This window comes from uncultured Lactobacillus sp. (assembly GCF_944327175.1).
GTDB lineage: Bacteria > Bacillota > Bacilli > Lactobacillales > Lactobacillaceae > Lactobacillus.
This window is the reverse complement of sequence record NZ_CALVGT010000048.1, coordinates 1-18,770: the sequence shown is the minus strand read 5'-3', so window position 1 is coordinate 18,770 and position 18,770 is coordinate 1. Positions and strand designations below refer to the sequence as shown.

General features: G+C 50.1%; 21 protein-coding genes. 10 read left to right on the top strand and 11 right to left on the bottom strand.

Annotated elements, in window-relative coordinates:
- Positions 1–95 precede the first annotated feature (95 nt).
- Positions 96–1,220: a 5-methyltetrahydropteroyltriglutamate--homocysteine S-methyltransferase gene (locus Q0J41_RS06095; RefSeq protein WP_296227386.1), complete on the bottom strand. Its 1,125-nt coding sequence runs from the start codon at positions 1,218–1,220 to the stop codon at positions 96–98.
- 135 nt (positions 1,221–1,355) lie between these two features.
- On the opposite strand from Q0J41_RS06095, the gene Q0J41_RS06090 reads away from it, so the two are divergent.
- The 8 genes from Q0J41_RS06090 to Q0J41_RS06055 all read left to right on the top strand — a co-directional run bounded on the left by Q0J41_RS06090 (position 1,356) and on the right by Q0J41_RS06055 (position 8,639).
- Positions 1,356–2,270 (top strand): LysR family transcriptional regulator, encoded by a 915-nt coding sequence (locus Q0J41_RS06090; protein WP_296227385.1) that lies wholly within the window; start codon positions 1,356–1,358, stop codon positions 2,268–2,270.
- 233 nt (positions 2,271–2,503) lie between these two features.
- Positions 2,504–3,205 carry a hypothetical protein gene (locus Q0J41_RS06085; RefSeq protein ID WP_296227383.1) on the top strand — a complete coding sequence of 234 codons (702 nt, stop codon included), beginning with the start codon at positions 2,504–2,506 and terminating at the stop codon, positions 3,203–3,205.
- A gap of 80 nt (positions 3,206–3,285) precedes the next feature.
- Entirely contained in the window at positions 3,286–3,426 is a 141-nt protein-coding gene (locus tag Q0J41_RS06080; RefSeq protein ID WP_296227381.1) for a hypothetical protein, read from the top strand.
- 62 nt (positions 3,427–3,488) lie between these two features.
- On the top strand, positions 3,489–3,743 hold the full coding sequence (locus tag Q0J41_RS06075; protein WP_296227380.1) for a hypothetical protein: 255 nt from the start codon (positions 3,489–3,491) through the stop codon (positions 3,741–3,743).
- 162 nt (positions 3,744–3,905) lie between these two features.
- Positions 3,906–5,501: an acyl-CoA dehydrogenase family protein gene (locus tag Q0J41_RS06070; RefSeq protein ID WP_296227378.1), complete on the top strand. Its 1,596-nt coding sequence runs from the start codon at positions 3,906–3,908 to the stop codon at positions 5,499–5,501.
- Positions 5,502–5,701: 200 nt separating this feature from the next.
- Complete coding sequence (locus tag Q0J41_RS06065; RefSeq protein WP_296227376.1) at positions 5,702–6,529, top strand: Rpn family recombination-promoting nuclease/putative transposase; 828 nt, start codon at positions 5,702–5,704, stop codon at positions 6,527–6,529.
- Between the two features lie 727 nt (positions 6,530–7,256).
- Positions 7,257–7,736 carry an S-ribosylhomocysteine lyase gene (locus Q0J41_RS06060; protein WP_296227374.1) on the top strand — a complete coding sequence of 160 codons (480 nt, stop codon included), beginning with the start codon at positions 7,257–7,259 and terminating at the stop codon, positions 7,734–7,736.
- Positions 7,737–7,760: 24 nt separating this feature from the next.
- Positions 7,761–8,639, top strand: a complete 879-nt coding sequence (locus tag Q0J41_RS06055) for a MetQ/NlpA family ABC transporter substrate-binding protein (protein ID WP_296227372.1) — start codon at positions 7,761–7,763, stop codon at positions 8,637–8,639.
- Positions 8,640–8,682: 43 nt separating this feature from the next.
- On the opposite strand, the gene Q0J41_RS06050 is transcribed toward Q0J41_RS06055, so the two are convergent.
- Positions 8,683–9,114, bottom strand: coding sequence for a peptide deformylase (locus tag Q0J41_RS06050; protein WP_296227370.1), 432 nt, complete (start codon positions 9,112–9,114; stop codon positions 8,683–8,685).
- Between the two features lie 225 nt (positions 9,115–9,339).
- Between Q0J41_RS06050 and Q0J41_RS06045 the strand changes: the two genes are divergently transcribed.
- A complete protein-coding gene (locus Q0J41_RS06045; protein WP_296227368.1) occupies positions 9,340–10,341 on the top strand; it encodes a D-2-hydroxyacid dehydrogenase in 1,002 nt (333 codons plus the stop codon).
- A gap of 382 nt (positions 10,342–10,723) precedes the next feature.
- On the opposite strand, the gene Q0J41_RS06040 is transcribed toward Q0J41_RS06045, so the two are convergent.
- The 9 genes from Q0J41_RS06040 to Q0J41_RS06000 all read right to left on the bottom strand — a co-directional run bounded on the left by Q0J41_RS06040 (position 10,724) and on the right by Q0J41_RS06000 (position 18,210).
- The gene (locus Q0J41_RS06040; RefSeq protein WP_296227367.1) at positions 10,724–11,581 is read right to left on the bottom strand and encodes an aldo/keto reductase; all 858 of its coding nucleotides are present in this window, start codon (positions 11,579–11,581) and stop codon (positions 10,724–10,726) included.
- 121 nt (positions 11,582–11,702) lie between these two features.
- On the bottom strand, positions 11,703–12,611 hold the full coding sequence (locus Q0J41_RS06035) for an L-lactate dehydrogenase (protein WP_296227365.1): 909 nt from the start codon (positions 12,609–12,611) through the stop codon (positions 11,703–11,705).
- 173 nt (positions 12,612–12,784) lie between these two features.
- Positions 12,785–13,324 (bottom strand): cyclophilin-like fold protein, encoded by a 540-nt coding sequence (locus Q0J41_RS06030; protein ID WP_296227363.1) that lies wholly within the window; start codon positions 13,322–13,324, stop codon positions 12,785–12,787.
- Between the two features lie 88 nt (positions 13,325–13,412).
- Positions 13,413–14,240: an exodeoxyribonuclease III gene (locus Q0J41_RS06025; protein WP_296227361.1), complete on the bottom strand. Its 828-nt coding sequence runs from the start codon at positions 14,238–14,240 to the stop codon at positions 13,413–13,415.
- A gap of 55 nt (positions 14,241–14,295) precedes the next feature.
- A complete protein-coding gene (locus tag Q0J41_RS06020; RefSeq protein WP_296227359.1) occupies positions 14,296–14,934 on the bottom strand; it encodes an HAD family hydrolase in 639 nt (212 codons plus the stop codon).
- A gap of 50 nt (positions 14,935–14,984) precedes the next feature.
- Positions 14,985–15,698, bottom strand: a complete 714-nt coding sequence (locus Q0J41_RS06015; protein WP_296227357.1) for a YjjG family noncanonical pyrimidine nucleotidase — start codon at positions 15,696–15,698, stop codon at positions 14,985–14,987.
- 381 nt (positions 15,699–16,079) lie between these two features.
- On the bottom strand, positions 16,080–16,901 hold the full coding sequence (locus tag Q0J41_RS06010; protein ID WP_296227355.1) for a hypothetical protein: 822 nt from the start codon (positions 16,899–16,901) through the stop codon (positions 16,080–16,082).
- Positions 16,902–16,975: 74 nt separating this feature from the next.
- The gene (locus Q0J41_RS06005) at positions 16,976–17,629 is read right to left on the bottom strand and encodes a histidine phosphatase family protein (protein WP_296227353.1); all 654 of its coding nucleotides are present in this window, start codon (positions 17,627–17,629) and stop codon (positions 16,976–16,978) included.
- A complete protein-coding gene (locus Q0J41_RS06000) occupies positions 17,626–18,210 on the bottom strand; it encodes an SGNH/GDSL hydrolase family protein (protein ID WP_296227351.1) in 585 nt (194 codons plus the stop codon). Before Q0J41_RS06000 ends, Q0J41_RS06005 begins: the two co-directional genes overlap by 4 nt.
- A 54-nt stretch (positions 18,211–18,264) precedes the next feature.
- Here Q0J41_RS06000 and Q0J41_RS05995 point away from each other — a divergent pair, with 54 nt between their 5' ends.
- Complete coding sequence (locus Q0J41_RS05995) at positions 18,265–18,576, top strand: hypothetical protein (RefSeq protein WP_296227349.1); 312 nt, start codon at positions 18,265–18,267, stop codon at positions 18,574–18,576.
- Positions 18,577–18,770 lie beyond the last annotated feature (194 nt).

Genomic DNA, 18,770 nt, shown 5'->3' with positions numbered 1-18,770 from the left:
AAATTCACATATGCGAATCCAAGAAAATAATACCATAGCATACGCATAAAGGAAATATCAAAAAGATGCCCCACGTAAGGAGGCATCCCTATTGATTATTCAGCGTCTGGCCAAACTTCCTTAGCCGTGTCGATGACCAGCTTGATCTTGGCCCATTGTTCTTCATCAGTCAAGTGGTTGCCTTCTTCAGTTGAGGCAAAGCCGCACTGAGTGCTAAGAGCCGTAGTAGCCAATGGGTGGTACTGACCGGCTTCCTTGATCCGGGCCTTCAAAGCTTCCGGGTCTTCCAATTCTGGCTTCTTGCTGGTTACCAGGCCCAAAACAACTATCTTGTCAGCTGGCACTTCAGCTAAAGGAGCGAAGTCGCCTGACCGGTCGTCGTCAAATTCCAGGTAGAAGGCATCCACCCCTTTTTCCTTGAAGACGTAAAGAGCGGCTGGGCCGTAGCCACCTTCTGAAGCCCAAGTTGAGTCGTAGTTGCCCCGGCAGATGTGGGTCGTGATCCGCAAGTCTTCTGGCAGGTCAAGCAAGGCATTTTCATTGATTTCCTTGTAAAGCTGCAGGATTTCTTCGCGCTTGAGGTGGCCTTCGTCAAAAGCATGCCAGAAACTGTCGTTGACCAAAACGCCCCAAGTACAGTCGTCCAGCTTGATGTTGCGGGCACCGTGCTTGTACAAGTCCAAAATCAATTCCCGGTAGACCTTGGAAACGTCCTTAGCCAGTTCGGCCCGGTCTGGATAAACGGCATCAGTAGCCGCGATCAATTCGTCGCTGCGGCAAATAAGTTCACAGTAGAGCTGGGCCGGGGCAGGGATACTCTGCCGGGCTTCAACGCCAGCAGCATCCGCCAAAGGCTTGAGGAAGTCAAAAGCTGCTACATCTGGGTGGCCGGCTTCATAAGTCAATTTGCCAACCAGCTTGGCCGCGTCTGGCCGGGTTTCTTCATCACGGAAAAAGTAACCATGATCAGCCCGCACGTGTTCTACCCCGCCAAAGCCCCAGAAGGTATCCAGGTGCCAATAGCTGCGGCGGAATTCCCCATCAGAAACTACCTTTAAGCCGGCAGCGACTTCTTTTTGCACCAGAGCCTTGATTTCCTGGTCTTCTACGGCCGTAAGCTCGGCCTGGCTGATTTCGCCGCGGGCAAATTTTTCCCGGGCTTCCTTTAATGCTGCTGGACGCAAGAAACTGCCGACAATATCGTAACGTGGAAATGACATCTGAATTACCTCCGAAGTTTTTAAATCGTGTTTTTAATTTGCTCTTAATGCTTGTTATTATAGCCAGATCTCGTTATGATTGAAAATAGCTATTTTTATCGCGTATCGATAGATTTAAACTATGGAGGTTCAAGCATGCGCATCCAGCAACTGCTCTATCTACAAAAAGTCGTCACCCTCGGCAACATGACCGAGGCAGCCAAAGAGCTTTTCATCGCCCAGCCCACCCTGTCCAGCGCCATCAAACAGCTGGAAAAAGAAATGGGGATCACCATCTTAATCCGGGGCAAAAAAGGGGTTAGCTTGACCGAAGATGGCCGGGAGTTCATGCAATACGCCCAGCAGATCCTGGACCAGGTCCAGCTCTTGGAGCGCCGCTATGGCGACCAGTCCAGCGCGCCGAAGATTTTTTCCGTGGCGGCCCAGCACTATGCCTTCGCCGTTGACGCTTTCGTCCAGCTGTTAAAAGAAATCGGCCAGAGCGACTACCAAGCCAGCCTCAAAGAAATGCGGACCTATGAAGTCATCGAAGACGTGGCCAGCCTCCACAGCGAGATCGGCATCATCTACCTCAGCCGCTACAACCGCCAGGTCATGGAAAACAGCTTCCAGGAAAAGAAACTCAGCTTTACTCCCCTCTTTAAGGCCCGCCCCCACGTCTTTTTATACAGAAACCATCCCCTGGCCGGCAAAAAGGCTGTCTCTTTAGCAGACCTATTGCCCTACCCCAAGCTCAGCTACGACCAAGGTCAGCACAATTCTTTTTATTACTGGGAAGAAACCCTGGCTGACCAGCACTCACCCAAGTCTATTATCGTCAGTGACCGGGCCACCCTCTTTAACCTGGCTATCGGCCTGAACGGCTATACCATTTCTTCCGGCATTATCAATGCTGACTTAAACGGGGACGACATCATCGCCCGACCTTTGATCAGCGACGAATACATTGAAATCGGCTACCTGACCAACCGTCTGCACCAGCTCTCTTCCATCGGGCAAAAGTACCTGGGCTACTTAAGGGAAAACATTGAAAAGAATGCCAAGCACTAACTTAATTTATTTCTAATAAGGATCAGCTGCTTTTTTCTAAAAAAACCCCGTCTCCGCTTAATTTTAATAACTTTGCGGCCTATACAAGGTTTGCCAAACGGCTATTTTGTAGTAAAATTAAAAGATATAAACGGGCTTAGCACTTAGCTTTGAGCCAGATAAATTTTAACTTAGCATTAATCAAGCATTTTTTCAGCTCGGAAGAAATGCCTATACTGGAGGTTTAGACAACTATGGGTTGGATACTTTTATTATTGATCATCATCATCGGCGTGGGTACTTACATCAACTCCCACAATGAAAAGAAGAAGCAATCCCAGCTGTGGGCACAGCGTCAAAAGGACAGCTATGTTCCGCCAATGCCAATCATCAGTCTGGAGACCGTTGACGGCGCAAACAAGCTGGTTGTCAAGAACGACTCAAGCGTCTACTTTACCCAATACGAAAAGGGCAAGGCTCCTTGGCCAGGCGGCGTTGAAAACTTCAGCGTATACTACGACAAGGATACTAAGCACTTGTTGATCTTGTCATTGGTACAAGAAAACGACAACATTGACTTCGGTGAAGTTGACCCTGAAGCAACTGAAAAGTTCCTGGCTGTCTTCCAAAGCGTTGGCGGTCACCTGGCTCAGCACTACGAATTGCTGACCTTGAACATGGTTGACTCCAGCGACCTCAACCTGGCAGTCAAGTCCAACCCGGCCAAGGTCTACTTCTACACTGAAAAGTCAGTAACTGACGGCAAGAAGCGCCTGTATTTCTCACCAGACCCGACTTCAACCGCCTACAAGCTTTTGGGCGTGGCAGTCAGCGATGGCAGCAATGGTGAAAAGAGCATCGACCTTAGCCTGGAAACCTTCAAGGGCGTCAAGGGCTCAGTCTACACCACCCTGTCAGAAGCCGGCGTGAAGGACCTGCAGGAAAACTTCGCTTAATTAAAGCAGAATATTAGCAACCGGTCTCCAACTTTTTTGGAGACCGGTTTTTTACGCATATCAGATTAAAGGAAAATTAGATGACTAATATTTTTGAAACAGACCCATTACAATTCGAGCAAATCCTCGAGCAGATCGCGTCTTACGCCAAGTCCCCCGAGGCCAAAAAACTGATCCAGCAGACCCAGCCATTGACCAAACTGGCAGCTGTTCCTATCTGAACTCGATCAAAAATCTGCGCCAGCGGCTTACCCGCCTGCAGGAAAGCAAGAAAAACAGCAATTTGTGGTCAGTCAGCCGGATAGCCAAAATCGAGGTCAAACAGGTCTCCCTAACCCGCGGCAAACAGCTTTTGTCCTACCCCGATTTGATCATCCATGCTGGTGAAAAAATTCTCATCACTGGCAACAGCGGCCGGGCAGCCAGCCAGGATATTATCACCCGCTTGCTTAAGACTGACAAAACTATTTTGTTCATCGCCCATAATCTGTCAGCTGAAATCCGCCGGCTTTTTGACCGCGAAATTCAACTTGATTAAACTGGAAAGGTTCACGCGAGTGGGCCTTTTTTATTCCCCCCTATTGCAAATTGCCACTAGTTAGTGATAGTATATAGCTATAAAAGCGTTTTCTTTATTTCGGCTGTGTGAAATAAAAAACGTTGCTTTTCTATATAATAAAAGAATGATGAGGATACTAGCATGACTAATGAAACCGAACTTTTACAAGCCGTTCAGCAATTGGCAGACAAGGACGTAGCACCTTTTGACCTGCAGATCGACCGCCAGGCCAAGCTGCCAAACGGCCTTTTCCAGAAGATCGTTGACCTGGGCCTTTTGAAGGCAAAAATTCCTAAAGAATATGGCGGCTTAGGCGTCAGCGCCATGACCGCCGGCAAGATCGTCAACATCCTGGCCAAGGCCAACGCCAGTGTCGGCGTAATGCTGGAAGGCCACTACAAGAGCTGTGACCAGCTGGCCAAGTACGGCACTGACGCTGCTAAGGAGCGCTACTTTGCCTGGGGCGCCCAAGCCATCCTTGGCTTCTCCAACACTGAACCAGAAGGCGGCTCCAACCCAAGTGCCCACCAGTCCTACGCTGTTGAAAAGGATGGCCGCTGGATCATCAACGGCGACAAGGTTATGATTACCAACGGGACCCTGGCTCAAGTTTACTCAGTCAACGTGAAGACTGGTCCTAATGAATATTCAGTCTTTATCGTGGACAAGGGGATGCCGGGCTTCTCCTTCGGCTATGTTGAAAAGTTCATCGGCCTGCGGGGGATTCCTTGCGGTGAAGTTGTCATGAACCAGATCGAAGTTGGTCCGGAAAACATGCTGGGCAAACGGGGACAAGGTTTGGAAATTGCCAACAACGCCCACGATGATGCCCGCTACTTGATGGGGGCCGTTTTGACCGGGATCCAGGAACACGCCCTTGATATTGCCAAAAACTACGCGGCTAAGCGCAAGTCTGGCAAGACCCTGCTCAAGGACATGCAGGTTACCCAGTACAAGATCAGCAAGATTGCAACCAACAAAGAACTGACCCGTTTGGTTTACCAAGAAGCAGCCCGCTTGAAGGACGCCGGCCAGCCATACATGGAACAATCCGCTATGGCTAAGTGCTTCGGGAGCAAGGCAGCGGTTGAATCCTGCGACTTGACCCTGCAGATCATGGGTGGCTACGGCTACAGCGCTGAATTTGCTCCGGAACACCTGATAAGAGACGCCAGAGCCATGGAAATCGCTGAAGGCACAATCGAAAAGATGTACACGGAAATCAGCAACGCTGAAATGGCTGATGTACCAAGCCAGGAAGTGGCAAGAAAGCAAGCTGACTTGACTGACCTTGACCAGATCCTGCCGCTTTTGGAAGCAGCCAAGACTCCAGCCGGCGCGGTTGACGCGGTAAGCAGCCCATCACAAGCAGCCGGCCTGCCAAAGGCTAAGATCGTCCTGGCTCTGGGCCGCGGTGCCAACCAGCCGGAGACTATCGCTCTGGCCAAGCAAGTAGCTGAAAAGCTGGGTGCTGAAATCGGGGTTACCAGACCAATGGTCGGCTCAGACTTCAACCGTGGCCAGCAGCTCGGTGTCAACGGCCACAAGATCAAGCCGCAAGTTTTGATCAACCTGGGGATTGCCGGCGCGCCGCAATACACCTTTACTGTTGACCATGCTGAAAACATCATCTCCGTCAACACCAACCCAAACGCTATCGTCTTCGAAGATTCAGACTACCGCTACGTCGGCAGCACTTACGACTTCTTGAAGGAGCTCCTCAACCGTTTGGACTAAGAATTAATAACCGCCAGCCGCTAGTATTTAACCGCGGCTGGCGGTTTTTTCTTTACTCTGAGCAAGTAGTGTAAAGAGTTTTGGGGTTTTATCGCCATTTCCTTCAAATAAATTGAATTTGTCAGAAAATTTTTGCCGAAAAAACGTACTAGTAAATGGAGGGGTAAAAATAGCTAACCAGTGAAAGGATGCTTTATAATATGAGCAAGGAAAATAATTTGGACCAGTACGAACCGATCGGCATTACTGACGATTTTATGTTTTTCGCGGTGATGAGCGATGAACAGATCTGCACCCGGCTCTTGCAAGAATTGTTGCCAGAACTCAAGATTAAAAAGGTGACGACCAAAGCCCAGTCACAAATCAAGGGTGGCCGTGAGGACAAGGCTATCCGGTTGGATATCCAGGCCTTTGACGAACGAGGGCGGATCTACGACATCGAAATGCAGCTCTCCCGGGATTTCCAGCCCAAGCGGAGCCGCTATTACAAGGCTTTGGTTGACATGACTACTTTGCTGGCCGGGACTGACTACGATGATTTGCCACCGATGTTCGTAATTATCTTCTCTCCCTTTGACCAGTTCGGGGACAAGGAGCGGGTTTCAAATTATATCGTGTATTGCCCGAAAACGCACCGGGCACTTGGCGATGGCACTCACGTCATCTACGTCAACTCAAAAGGAGTGAGCGGCAAAGTCAGTCCGACCATGCAGAAGTTCTTGGATCTGATGAATGGCCAAGTTGACCGCGAGAATGCTCTGATCAATGACATCGCCGAGAAGATGGATTACTACAATCATAATCAAGAATGGAGGGCGAACAGATTGGAATACGAGACAACTTTACGCCATGAGCGCAAGCTCGGCGTTGATGAAGGCCGCAATGAAGGCATCTATGAGACAACCGTAAAAAACGCTCTGAGTGTAATGGTAAAGTTTAACGTTTCTGCAGAAGAGGCACTAGACGCACTGGGCGTTCCAAAGTCTGACCAAGCTAAGTATCTGCAGATGATGAAAGAAAAAGTTTAATCATTCAAAAACGAAGCCGCACATTAAAGCAGCTTCGTTTTTGAATATATAGTGTAAAAACATTATAAAAAACAATATATAGAGCTATAATTATCTTGACGTCAAAAGTGAAAAATATATTTTGTGAAATGGAGTGAGAAAAAATGATTTTAGCTGAGGTAACTTACAACGTCCTGCTTGCCCAACTGGTCGGCATTATCTTCTTCTTCGTGATTGCCTACTACTTTGCCAAGTTCCTGGTAATCAAACTGACCCCTTAGTCCTCAAGATCAAGCGCGAGGAAGAAGCCAAGCAGGACCACGGCCAAGACGATTAGCCGGCTTGGATAATTTTTGCCGCGAACTGTTGACAAGCGGCTACCGTTATTATATTATGATTAAAAAATGAAAACACGTTGACAAGGAAAAGATAAGTAGCTGGTCAAATCTTCTTTCAGAGAGGCGCGGTGGCTGAAAAGCGCTGAAGAGGCCCCGGCGAACATGGTCTTTGAGTCATACGGGAGGCGAGCTCCGGCAAGCTTCCCGCGGGAGGCGCCCGATACCACGCACGAGTATAACTCCGCCCAGGCGGAGCGTACTTAAAGGCGGCCTCTTTTGGCCGTGAAGATGGGTGGTAACACGCTAATACGTCCCTGAGCGAAAGCAATTTCGCTCAGGGACTTTTTTTGTCACGTTTTTTCAAGTAATTTAGTCAAACAGTATTTTTTAGAAAAAAGGAGATTTTTATCATGGCAAAAGTAGAAAGTTTTGAATTGGACCACACTAAAGTTAAGGCACCTTACGTCCGCTTGATCACCGTTGAAGAGGGCCCTAAGGGCGACAAGATCTCCAACTTCGACCTCCGCCTGGTGCAGCCTAACGAAAACGCCATCCCAACCGGCGGCCTGCACACCATTGAACACCTCCTAGCCAGCCTCCTGCGCGACCGCTTAGACGGCGTCATCGACTGCTCCCCATTCGGCTGCCGGACGGGCTTCCACTTGATTACCTGGGGTGAACACACCACCACTGAAGTAGCCAAGGCCCTGCGCGACTCCCTCAAGGCCATCAGAGACGATATCACTTGGGAAGACGTGCCTGGCACCACCATCGAAAGCTGTGGCAACTACCGCGACCACTCCCTCTTCAGCGCCAAGGAATGGTGCAATGACATCCTGAAGAAGGGCATCAGCGACGACCCATTTGACCGCCACGTGGTTGAAGACTAGTTTTTATTTTTAGGAGCAAAAATTATGAGAAGAAAGAAAAAGCAACGGCTCATCGCCGCCGCCATCGCCCTCGTCGTCATCATTGCCGCCTTCTTCGCCTTTCGCCTGACTTCTTCCCGGCAAATGGCCAAGAGCCAGACGACTACCATCACTGTCGGCTCTATCGGCCCTGATGTTCAAGTCTGGCAGCACATCGCCAAGAGCAGCCAGGCTAAAAAACTGGGCCTTAAGATCAAGGTAAAAGCTTTTACCGACGGGCCAAGCCTGCTGCGGGCAACCTCTGACGGCAGTATCAACGTCAGTGCCTTCGCCTCCTGGGCCTACCTGGAAGCTTACAACAAGTCAAAAAACAATGCCGGCCAGCAAGTCGCCCTGGCAACAACCTACCTGGAACCAATGGGAATTTATTCCTCCAAGTACAAAAAGCTCTCCAAGCTGCCTAAAGGCGCCACGATCGCTTTGGCCAACAATGCCGCCAACGAAGCCAGAGGGCTCCTGCTTTTGCAAAGCGCCGGCTTGATCAAGCTGAAAAAGAACTTTGACTCAGCCAGCGGCAACACCAACGACATTGTTTCCAACCCCAAGAAGTTCAAGTTCAAGCTGATCGACGACACCACCGGCCCGCGGATCATCAAGTCCGTTGACGCTGTCTTAATCGGCAACACCATCGCCTTGTCCGGCAACTTGAACGTGCTGAAGGACTCCCTTTACCACGAAAAGATTGACCAGAGCACCAAGAACAACATCAATGTCCTGGCCACTGCCAAGAAGAACAAGAACAATGCCACTTACAAGAAGCTGGGCAAGCTCTACCATAACAAGCAGATCCAAAAGTGGATCGCTAAGAAATACTCCGGCACCAAGGTCGAAGTCAACAAGCCGGTTTCCTACCTGACCGATTAAAAAAGCTGAGCCGTTTGGCCCAGCTTTTTGCTTTCCTACCTTATTAAACTAATTTTCCCTTGCAGTGATCAACCTCATGCTGGATAGTTTCCGCCACAAAGCCCGTAAAGGCCTGCTCATGCTCTTTTAAGTCCATATCCTGGTATTTGACCGTAATCTCTTCATAGCGGTCAGCCGGCCGCTCTCCCGGCAAAGACAGGCAACCTTCTTCTGCCAGGTAGTGGCCGGATCTTTTAACGATCTTGGGGTTGAGCATAACTATAGGTAAAAAGCCGGCGTTGACCGCGATAATCGCCTTGTTTACCCCAATCATGTTAGCGGCCAGGCCAGCGGCGGGCGGTAGGCCGTCAACGCTTTCCCGGTGGGCCAGCAGGGTGTCCAGCAGGTCCTGGGCTGCTTGCCGGTCACTGGCCGCTGCTTTAGCTGCTGGCTGGCTTAAACTGAGAGGGTCATGGATGATTTTTTGCACTGTCATTTTTCTTGCTCCTTTATTTGCTAAAACCAGTTTAAAGGGTCTAAGCCTTTTTGACAAATAAGGCTTGTGAAAAATTCTCAAGTTCACGAACTAAATCTAAGTCACCCACTGAGTATAGCGCTTACAAGAAAAATATTTGCTCAAATACTCACATTTTAGTTTTTTACCCGGAGATTTTGTGCTAAGATTATCAATGTAAGAGCAAGAATAACGGAGGGACAATTAATGACTAAAATTTTTGCTTACGCAATTCGTGAAGATGAAAAGCCATTCTTGAAGGAATGGGAAGACGCTCACAAGGACGTTGAAGTTGAATACACTGACAAGCTTTTGACTCCTGAAACTGCTGCTTTGGCAAAGGGTGCTGACGGTGTTGTTGTTTACCAACAACTTGACTACACCGCTGAAACTTTGCAAGCTTTGGCAGACAACGGCATCACTAAGATGAGCCTGCGTAACGTTGGTGTTGACAACATCGACATGGCTAAGGCTAAGGAACTTGGCTTCCAAATCACCAACGTTCCAGTTTACTCACCAGACGCCATCGCAGAACACGCTGCTATCCAAGCTGCCCGCGTCCTGCGTCAAGACAAGCGTATGGACGAAAAGGTTGCTCGTCACGACTTGCGTTGGGCACCAACTATCGGCCGTGAAGTTCGCGACCAAGTTGTTGGTGTTGTAGGTACTGGCCACATCGGTCAAGTCTTCATGCAAATCATGGAAGGCTTCGGCGCTAAGGTTATCGCTTACGACATCTTCCGTAACCCAGAATTGGAAAAGAAGGGCTACTACGTAGACTCACTTGACGACTTGTACAAGCAAGCAGACGTTATCTCATTGCACGTACCAGACGTTCCAGCTAACGTTCACATGATCAACGACAAGTCAATCGCTGAAATGAAGGATGGCGCTGTTGTTGTTAACGTATCACGTGGTCCACTTGTAGACACTGACGCTGTTATCCGTGGTTTGGACTCAGGCAAGCTCTTCGGTTACGTAATGGACGTTTACGAAGGTGAAGTTGGCGTCTTCAACGAAGACTGGGAAGGCAAGGAATTCCCAGACGCACGTTTGGCTGACTTGATCGCTCGTCCAAACGTTCTGGTAACTCCACACACTGCTTTCTACACTACTCACGCTGTTCGCAACATGGTAGTTAAGGCCTTCGACAACAACCTTAAATTGGTTGAAGGCAAGGAAGCTGAAACTCCAGTTAAGGTTGGCTAATCTAGCCGCTTAGAAATCCCTTTTTTAAAACTTACAGATTTTCTTACAACAATCTACTTAAAAATTACTTACATTACTTTACAAACACATACTTTTAAACTTATCCATTAAAAGCTAAAACGAAAACCCGCGGGGCCTTCTCACCCGCGGGTTTTTGCTTGCTTATTTGTAGAAGAAAAAAGTGTTGGATACTTGCTCTCAAAGTCATCCAACACTTTTTAATTTGCCAGCCTATTTTTTCGGACGCCGCCAAATTTTTTTGAAAAAATTTTTAGCAATTTTTGTTCTTTTTTCCTAATATATGCAAAAAGACTATATAACTGCCAATTCACTTTTTGGTATATTATATAGTCTTCCTTATAAATATTTTCAGTTTTTCATTTTAAAATTCAGCTTGGTCTGGATCCAGGACAGGCTGGCCGATCCCTTGCAGGCCATCCAGCTTGGCCATGTCGTCTGCAGTAAGTTCAAAGTCAAAGACTTCGGCGTTAGCCTTAATGTAGTCCGGGTGGACTGACTTCGGCAGTGGCAAAAAGTTATGCTGCAGGGACCAGCGGATCAAAACCTGAGCGCTGGACTTGCCGTACTTGGCCCCAACTGCCTTAATGGTCTCGTTGCCCAAAAGGCCACCCGTCCCTAAAGGACTGTAAGCCTCGCTCAAAAGGCCATATTCCTTGTTAGCGGCCGTTACTTCTGCTTGCAAGTCATTTGGGTTAAGGCAGATCTGGTTGACCACAGGCTTGATTTCTGCCGTCTTCAAAAGGGCTTCCAGGTGGTGGCGGCGGAAGTTGGAAACCCCGATCGCCCGGATCTTGCCGGCCTGAACAGCTTCTTCCATGGCCCACCAGGCTTCCGCGTTGCCCTCTGCCCAGTGGTCCCGGATGGCAACTGGATTTGGCCAGTGGATCAAGTACAGGTCCAGGTAGTCCGTGTCCAGCTTGAGCAGGCTGTCGTCAATAGCCGCCTTGGCCCCTTCATAGCTGTGGGACCCGTTCCAAAGCTTGCTGGTCACGAACAAGTCGCTCCGCTTGACACCGCTACGCTTGATGGCCCGGCCCACGCTGGCTTCATTACCATAAGCCGCGGCCGTGTCGATATGCCGGTAGCCGGCATTCAAGGCTGTCTCAACTGCTTCTTGGGCCACGTCCCCGTCTGGCGTCTGCCAGGTCCCGAAACCGATCACCGGGATCTTGACCCCATTGGCTAATTCGTAAGTATCTTCCAAACCATGCAAAGTCATTTTTTACCTCCTATCAAATACATCACTTACTTTTTGTAATTTAGCTTATTATAACAAAAATCCTCCCGTCCGGGAGGATTTTCTTACGCTAAAACTTTTTGAATCATTAGAATTGTTTTAATTATTCCAAGCTGGCCAGGCTGTCCTTCAGCTTCTTAGCGGAAGCTTCCAGCTTGCCTTGTTCGTCAGCTGGCAAGTCCAGAACTGGCACTTCTTCTACCCCATGCTTGCCAACGATTGACGGGTAGCCGATGTAGGTCCCCAGAGATTCAACGTAGCAACTGGTCGGGCCGTAGAACTTGGCGTCAGAGAAGACGGCTCTGGCCAAACGGACCGCGCAGGTAGCGACAGCGTAGCAGGTGTAGCCCTTGCCCTTGCCGACCATGAAGGCATTGTCCTTGCTCAAGCGGTCCATTTCTTCTTTCTCTGCTTCATTGAAGAGGTCCTTGGCTGGCCGGTTGTTGACCCAAACAGTTGACCAGGCCGTGAACTGGCTGGACCCGTGCTCGCCCAGGTTGAAGCCGGACACGTTTCTCGGGTCCTGGCCCAGCTTTTCCCCGACAACCCGCTGCATTCTGGAAGTGTCCAGGAAGGTCCCGGTCCCGAAGACCTGGCTCTTTGGCAGGCCAGTCACCTTTTGCAAGATGGAGGTTACCACGTCACAAGGGTTGGAGATGTTGATGATGACGCCCTTGAAGCCGCTGTCCTTGATCTTCTGGCCAACTTCAACCGCGTTCTTGGTGTTGATCGGGAATTCCGCAAAGCGGTCGCCTGTCTTGATTGAGGCCGCCACGTCACCAAAAGCGGTGATGATCAAGTCAGCGTCCGCCAGCTCTTTCCAGTCGCCCCACTTGACGTTGACATAGAAGTCGTTTCTGCCCAGGGTGTCGCGCAAGTCGCCCCATTCAGCCCGGCACTTGGTCTCATTCTTGTCCAGCAAGACCAATTCGTCCGCTACCCCGTGGGTAAACAGAATAAAGGCTGCCGTGGCCCCAACGTGTCCCATGCCGATCACTGCTACTTTTCTCATCAAAGATTCCTCCTTATTTTTAATATGTCATCAATCATTTTCTCATAATCAACAATAAAACAAGTTTGGCTAAAGTGCAAGCCTTACTTAATTAAAAAAGTTGGAACCTGGTTAAAAATTCAGAAAACAAAGGAAAAACAAAAGGACTTCCGCAAAAACGAAAGTCCTCCTGTTTAATCTGTAAAACTTAATTCCAGCGGCTCCTGGCTAGCACTTAAAGATACTGAGCTTGGACCGTTTCTCTTCAAGCGGCCCAGCGGGTAGAAGCCTTGGCTGTAGTTCTTGTCGCCGGCAAAAATCAAAAGCTTGTCACTAGCTGGATCATAGCCAATCTCGCCAGTCATGGCATGGGTCAGTTCCTGCATCTTAGAAGTCGGCAACTTGACCTTCTGCGTGCTGACAAGCAGGCCGTCCTTCTTGCTGGCCTTGAAGCTCAAGTCAATTTTCTTGCTCTTCCACTGCTTGAGCAGGCTGATTGAAGTCGGCGACTTAGGCAGGATGCCAGTAATCTTGCCCTTCTCGCCGGTCAATTTCACCTTCAAGTTCTTGAAGTGGTGGTTATCGGTTGACTTGACCGCCTTCCGGTACTCTGAAGTATCGAAAGCATCTGAACTGCTTTCCGCTTTCTGGCCACCGCTCGTGAAGGCCATAATCGCCGTACCGGCAAAAATGACCAGGATCAGAGCGATGATCCCTTTTTCTAATCTCTTCATATACACATACGCCTCATATACTTTATACTAAAATTCTTTGCTAAAAATTCTTTGTTTTTTCATCATCTAGTTTCTAATTGTAACCGAATTACAGCTTAATTTCCAATAAAATTGGACAATGATCCGCTCTTTCCCCAGTCGCGATCATTTCCGACTTCTCCACCTGGCCGGCCAGGCGGTTGGAAACCAGCCAGTAGTCGATTCTCCAGCCGGAATTGTTGGCCTTGGCCGTCCGCACCCGCTGGGCCCACCAGGAGTAGACCCCTTCCACCTGGCCATGGATCTGGCGGAAGGTATCCGTGAACCCCGCCGCCAAAAGCTGGCCAAAGCCCGCTCTTTCTTCATCCGTAAAGCCGGCTGAATGGTGGTTGTTTTCCGGGTGCTTCAAGTCGATTTCCTGGTAGGCGGCGTTAAAGTCCCCGCTGGCCAGGACTGGCTTCTTTTTATCCAATTCTTCCAGGTAGGCCCGGTAGCACTTGTCCCATTCCTGCCGGTCGCCCAAGCGGACCAAGCCGTTGCCGGCATTTGGCGTGTAGACCTGGGTCACGTAAAAGTCCGGGAATTCCAGAGTCAAAATCCGCCCTTCAAAGTCCATCGGCTCCGGTGCCCCGATTTCCGGCCGGGTCACTACCGGGTCCAGGCCCTTTTTGTACAAAAACATCGTGCCCGCGTAACCCTTCCGGGCTGGCTCCATGCTGGACCGCCAAACGAAATCGTATTCCGGAAAAAGGTCAGCCAGAGCCGCCTGGTGCTTCTTGCTTGGCCCGCTGGCCGGCAGCTTGGTCTCTTGCAAGGCCAGGACATCTGGATCCAGGTCATGCAAGTTTTTCAAGACCCCCCGGGTCATTTCCGCCCGCGGGGAAGTCCCCGTCAAGGCCGCGTTCAATGAATCAATGTTCCAAGAAATCAGTCGCATTTTATCTTCACTTTCTTCTTTTCTTTACTCTTTGTTGTTTTTACTCTTTATTTTTCTAGATCGCCAAAATTTCCAGGGGATAGCCGACCGTGTAGTCAGCCTTTTCCTTCTTCAGGCTGGCCGGGTCAAAAGCGCCCCAGGTGCAGGCGCAGGTCGCGCAGCCGGCGTTCTTCCCCATCCGGATATCGTACTTGGCATCCCCCAGCATAACCGACTCGCTTAAGTTCAAACCATGCCGCTTGACCAAAAGGTCGATTTCATCACTGGCCGGCTTGTGGTTGACCACCTCATCGGCCCCCACAAAATCAACGAACAGATCCAGCAGGCCCAGATTTTCCAGATTATGAGCAATTTCCGGGTGGGTCTTGCTAGAGCAGACGAAGAGCTGCTTGCCAGCCAGTTTCAGCTGAGTCAAGGTCTTCACGATCCCTGGAAAAAGGCGGACCTGGTCGTCCTCCAGCAGCTTGTATTCCGCCATGCTTTCCTCAAACAGGGTCTGGGCCAGGTCGCTTCTGTGCCCTTCCTGGGCCCAGCGGGCGATTGAAACGTCGATCGGGATCCCCATGGCCTGGTAGATGTCTTCGGTGCTTGGTACCTTGACTCCCCGGACCTCAAAGGCCTTCTGCACGCTGGCCGCGTAAATGTGGCGCGATTCACAGATCGTGCCGTCGAAATCAAAAAAGTAATTTTCCATTTTTCCCCAAGTCCTTCTTAAAGTCTACTTACTTTAAGTATACACGGAAACTAACGCAGAGCGGTCGGGGCGAAATCTTTTTTCAAGATCCGCTGGAACTGGGCGTAGTTGTCCACCTCAAAGAGGGGGTGAACCGGCAGGGTCTTCTGCCGGTGGCGGTGGTTGTACCAGATGCTGGCAAAGCCATAGTTTTCCGCCCCCATGATGTCAGAGGACAGACCGTCGCCGAAGAAGACTGTCTGGTTGGGGCTGTAGCCGCTTCTGGCGAAAAAGTAGTCAAAAATTTCCGCGTTCGGCTTCTGCACCCCGGCTTCCTGGCTGGTCACGACCAGGTCAAAGTAGTGTCTGATCCCGGCTAATTCCAGCCGGTGCTCCTGGCCAAACTGCTCCCCGTTGCTCAAAACCGCCAGGTTGTAGCCCAGTCTTTTGGCATAGCGGAGGGTGTCCTTGACCCCGGGCAGGAGCTTGTGGCCGGTGTGGAAGTAGCTGTGAAATTCGTCAGCGGTCTCCATCCCGTCGACTTCAACCCCGCAGTACTTTTTGATAATATCCGGGAACATGACCTCATAGAGTTGGTCCAAGGTCAGCTCGCCTTTCTCCAGCCGGCGCCAGAGGCCCTGGTTGTAGGCGTGGAATTCTTTTTCAAATTCGTCACTGATCTCCCAGCCATGGGATTTGAAGAGTTGAACCAGGGAGTCGTGGACCGTTGCTTCAGTGTCGAGCAAGGTGTCGTCAACGTCCAGGATAATTTGCTGATAGCGCATGTGGCCTCCTTATTTCCATTACATTGCTTGTTTCCATTAGGCGTATTAAGTTTCCATTATAGACAAAAAGCTAAAGCAGTGCAAAAAATTGCTTTCAGTTTATCTTAGCCCAGTTTTCCTTTTTCCACATCTTGGGCCTTACTCCTGTAAGTAACTACGATATATTGTGGATAACTTCTATGAAAGTTGTGTATATCTAGTGTCATCCCCGGTGCTTAGCCACTAGACCTGCTTTTAGGAGCCGCCGGCCTGCCCGTCTTCAGCGGCGCCAGTGGCGGCAAGGTCAGCCGCGGCTATTAAAAATAAGCTGCAAGAAAGCAGACAAAAGAAAAGACGAAGCTCTTCAACCGAGTTTCGCCTTTTACTTTGTTTAATTTTACCTTACTGCTGGTAAATCGTAGCCAGCTGCTGGGCCAAGTCGGGCTGCTTGAGTTCGATCTGGGGCACCAGTTCCATGGCATCGATTTTCCCACTGTGGATCCGGGAGATGTTTTCCGGGGTCAAGCCTTCCGTCTCAATGATTTCCAAAGCGGTCGGCAGCTTGTGGTACTTGTACATCTTCCCCCGCAAAGCTTCTTGCCGGGTCCCGTCCAGCATCCGTCTGAGCAGGTCCCGCAGTTCATCTTCCTGCTCGTCAGTGACAGTGAAGCCAATCAGGCGCAAGGACCGGGGCACGGCGTTGATGGTCTCTTCCACCGTCTTGCCGTAGCTGACAGAGTGCAGCTGAGTCAAGGCTTCAAAGAAGGCTTCTTCCAACCGGTCGTCGCTAAGGCCCGGATTGCTGTCTTTCAGATACTGGCGGTACTCTTCCGTCGCCGTGGTCCGTTCATAGTACCATTCGTTTTCCCGGCGCAAAAATTCATCCTTCTCCGGCACGTAATAGAGGCGGTTGTGCTGGAGCTTTTTGATCTGCTTGAAATCCTGCGGCAGGTCCATCAAGACCCAGTCGCCGTAAAGGTAGAATTCCTCATCCTCGTCTTCGCCGCGCTCTTCTACCAGCAGCTCCCCTTCACCAGCGATATTATAGTCCTGGTCGCTCTGGTCCAGCATGGTGAATTCCCAGAAATCGTCCTCGTCAATGTTGAGCAAGGGGTTCTGGTGGCTGAAAATATGGTACGCGTGTCTCAGCGGAATAATGCCGTACATGTTGATCATGGCGTAAAGATAGCGCCGGATCAGCAACTTGTTTTCTTTACTAATCATCTGTCTCACCTACCATTTTCGATAGATCTTTCCCTACTTTTCCTACATCCTATTATAGGCCTGCAGGCAAAAAATCAGTACATCAGCCGGCCAAATTCTTCCAGGCTGACCTGGCCGTTATCATCGACATTCAAGACCGTCATCTCGTTGTGCTTAGGCAAGTCCGTTCTGAGCTGCTTGCCCCCGTAGATGCAGGCCAGGCAGTGGATGACGCAGGCGTGGCCAACCAAAAGGATCCGCTCTGACTCATCATAGTTGACCAGATAGTTAATCCCCCGCTTCAGGCGGTCTTCAAACTCGCTCCCGCTTTCAGCATCCCCCTCCGGGTCAGCCGCGTGAAACAAGTCCCCGATTTCCCGCCAAGTGTAGCCGTCCTTGACCGCGTCAACCAGGCGGGGGTACTTGGTGGACTTGAAGGCCGCCGCTACCCCTTCCGTATCATGGAAGGCCTCGTAATAGCCGAAAAAGAGCTCCCGCAAGTCAGCGGTCTGGGTCATCTTGGTTGACTCCCAGTTGTCGTTTTCGGAAACGATGATCTTTCGGGTGTCAGCCGCCCGCTTCAAATCGCTGGAGGCCACCAGGTCAAAATGCTGATCCTTCAAGGCCTTCCCCATCCGGTGGGCGCCCTTGATCCCTTCTTCAGTCAAAGGGGCGTCAGACCAGCCCTGCAGGCGCTGGTACTTGTTCAAATAGGTCCGGCCATGGCGAACCACGTAGATCTTCTTCATTGTTTAACCTCTTCCTTGGGCAGCTGCTTCATCATTTCCGCTGCCAGCAATCGATAACCGCGCGGGCCGAAATGCAGGCCGTCGTCAAGCTCTCCCCGGCACAGGGCTTTCAGGTCTCCCTCCCTCAGCATAGCCGTGAAAAAGTCGGCATAGGCAAGCTGGTATTCAGCCGCGACTTCCTCCATTACTTTAGCATACTTTGCCAGTTTTGCGTTGGTCCGCCCCTGCTGCTTAGCTTCATCCACCGCCGGCCCGGAGACCAGGACGGTTTTGGCCCCGGGATAAAAGCAGACCAGGGCGGAGACAATGGCCTGGAGGTTCTTCCGGTACTGGTCTAGTGGTACTTGCTTATGGCTGGCTGCGTCATTAACGCCCACCATCAAGAAAAGCTGGTCAGCCCGGGGCCGCTTCAAGGCCAGGTCCCCTAACAGGGCTAAAAGGGCACCGGAATTGATGCCGGACACCGCCGTATTGTCGATTTCCAGATCTGCCTTTTTCTCTTTCAGGGTCCAGTTGATTCTAGGCTGATCCAGGCCTTCTTTTCGGGCAAAGATGCTGTCACCGAGTAATATAATTCGCATTTGTATCTTTCTATGTCAGCAAAACATTTGTTATTTTTTACTACTAATATTATTTTGAAAGCTTTCAATGAAAATGACGACCGTTTCGTGGTCTTGTCAACCAACACCGATTATATCGCCAAAATTAAGCAGCTGCAGAAGTTTGTGTTCCGCAACTACTCTGTTGGCGGAATCAAGGCCGGGATCTACTACTACACTAATCCCCGGGAAAGCATCAAGTCGGCCATCGACAAGGCCAGGAAGGCCCTCCAGTATACCGGCGATGACTTGACTCAACTATATGTCTGCTCGATTAACAACTTTGGTCATTACTTAGACATAAGACGAGAAGTAAAACATCAGCACCCGGACCAGCAATGTCATTAAGTTAAGACATTGACTTTGAACGGGGAATGCTTTAGGACACTCATCTAAGTTTGATGAGTGTTTTTTTTGCTTTTTGGGTATGACAAATAAGCAGTCGATTGACTGTTTTTTACGAAATTCGATAGTTTAAACTAACAGAACCTTGAAACCGTAGAGGTCTTGGATATTGTCTACCCTTTCGGACTGGATGATGA

Coding starts and splice junctions, on each gene's coding strand:
- Q0J41_RS06085 (WP_296227383.1), top strand. CDS start 2,504: ATGGGTTGGATACTTTTATTATTGATCATCATCATCGGCGTGGGTACT.
- Q0J41_RS06020 (WP_296227359.1), bottom strand. CDS start 14,934: ATGGAAAATTACTTTTTTGATTTCGACGGCACGATCTGTGAATCGCGC.
- Q0J41_RS06015 (WP_296227357.1), bottom strand. CDS start 15,698: ATGCGCTATCAGCAAATTATCCTGGACGTTGACGACACCTTGCTCGAC.
- Q0J41_RS06040 (WP_296227367.1), bottom strand. CDS start 11,581: ATGACTTTGCATGGTTTGGAAGATACTTACGAATTAGCCAATGGGGTC.
- Q0J41_RS06030 (WP_296227363.1), bottom strand. CDS start 13,324: ATGAAGAGATTAGAAAAAGGGATCATCGCTCTGATCCTGGTCATTTTT.
- Q0J41_RS06045 (WP_296227368.1), top strand. CDS start 9,340: ATGACTAAAATTTTTGCTTACGCAATTCGTGAAGATGAAAAGCCATTC.
- Q0J41_RS06060 (WP_296227374.1), top strand. CDS start 7,257: ATGGCAAAAGTAGAAAGTTTTGAATTGGACCACACTAAAGTTAAGGCA.
- Q0J41_RS06050 (WP_296227370.1), bottom strand. CDS start 9,114: ATGACAGTGCAAAAAATCATCCATGACCCTCTCAGTTTAAGCCAGCCA.
- Q0J41_RS06005 (WP_296227353.1), bottom strand. CDS start 17,629: ATGAAGAAGATCTACGTGGTTCGCCATGGCCGGACCTATTTGAACAAG.
- Q0J41_RS06055 (WP_296227372.1), top strand. CDS start 7,761: ATGAGAAGAAAGAAAAAGCAACGGCTCATCGCCGCCGCCATCGCCCTC.
- Q0J41_RS06070 (WP_296227378.1), top strand. CDS start 3,906: ATGACTAATGAAACCGAACTTTTACAAGCCGTTCAGCAATTGGCAGAC.
- Q0J41_RS06080 (WP_296227381.1), top strand. CDS start 3,286: ATGACTAATATTTTTGAAACAGACCCATTACAATTCGAGCAAATCCTC.
- Q0J41_RS06010 (WP_296227355.1), bottom strand. CDS start 16,901: ATGATTAGTAAAGAAAACAAGTTGCTGATCCGGCGCTATCTTTACGCC.
- Q0J41_RS06095 (WP_296227386.1), bottom strand. CDS start 1,220: ATGTCATTTCCACGTTACGATATTGTCGGCAGTTTCTTGCGTCCAGCA.
- Q0J41_RS06000 (WP_296227351.1), bottom strand. CDS start 18,210: ATGCGAATTATATTACTCGGTGACAGCATCTTTGCCCGAAAAGAAGGC.
- Q0J41_RS06025 (WP_296227361.1), bottom strand. CDS start 14,240: ATGCGACTGATTTCTTGGAACATTGATTCATTGAACGCGGCCTTGACG.
- Q0J41_RS06090 (WP_296227385.1), top strand. CDS start 1,356: ATGCGCATCCAGCAACTGCTCTATCTACAAAAAGTCGTCACCCTCGGC.
- Q0J41_RS06065 (WP_296227376.1), top strand. CDS start 5,702: ATGAGCAAGGAAAATAATTTGGACCAGTACGAACCGATCGGCATTACT.
- Q0J41_RS06035 (WP_296227365.1), bottom strand. CDS start 12,611: ATGAGAAAAGTAGCAGTGATCGGCATGGGACACGTTGGGGCCACGGCA.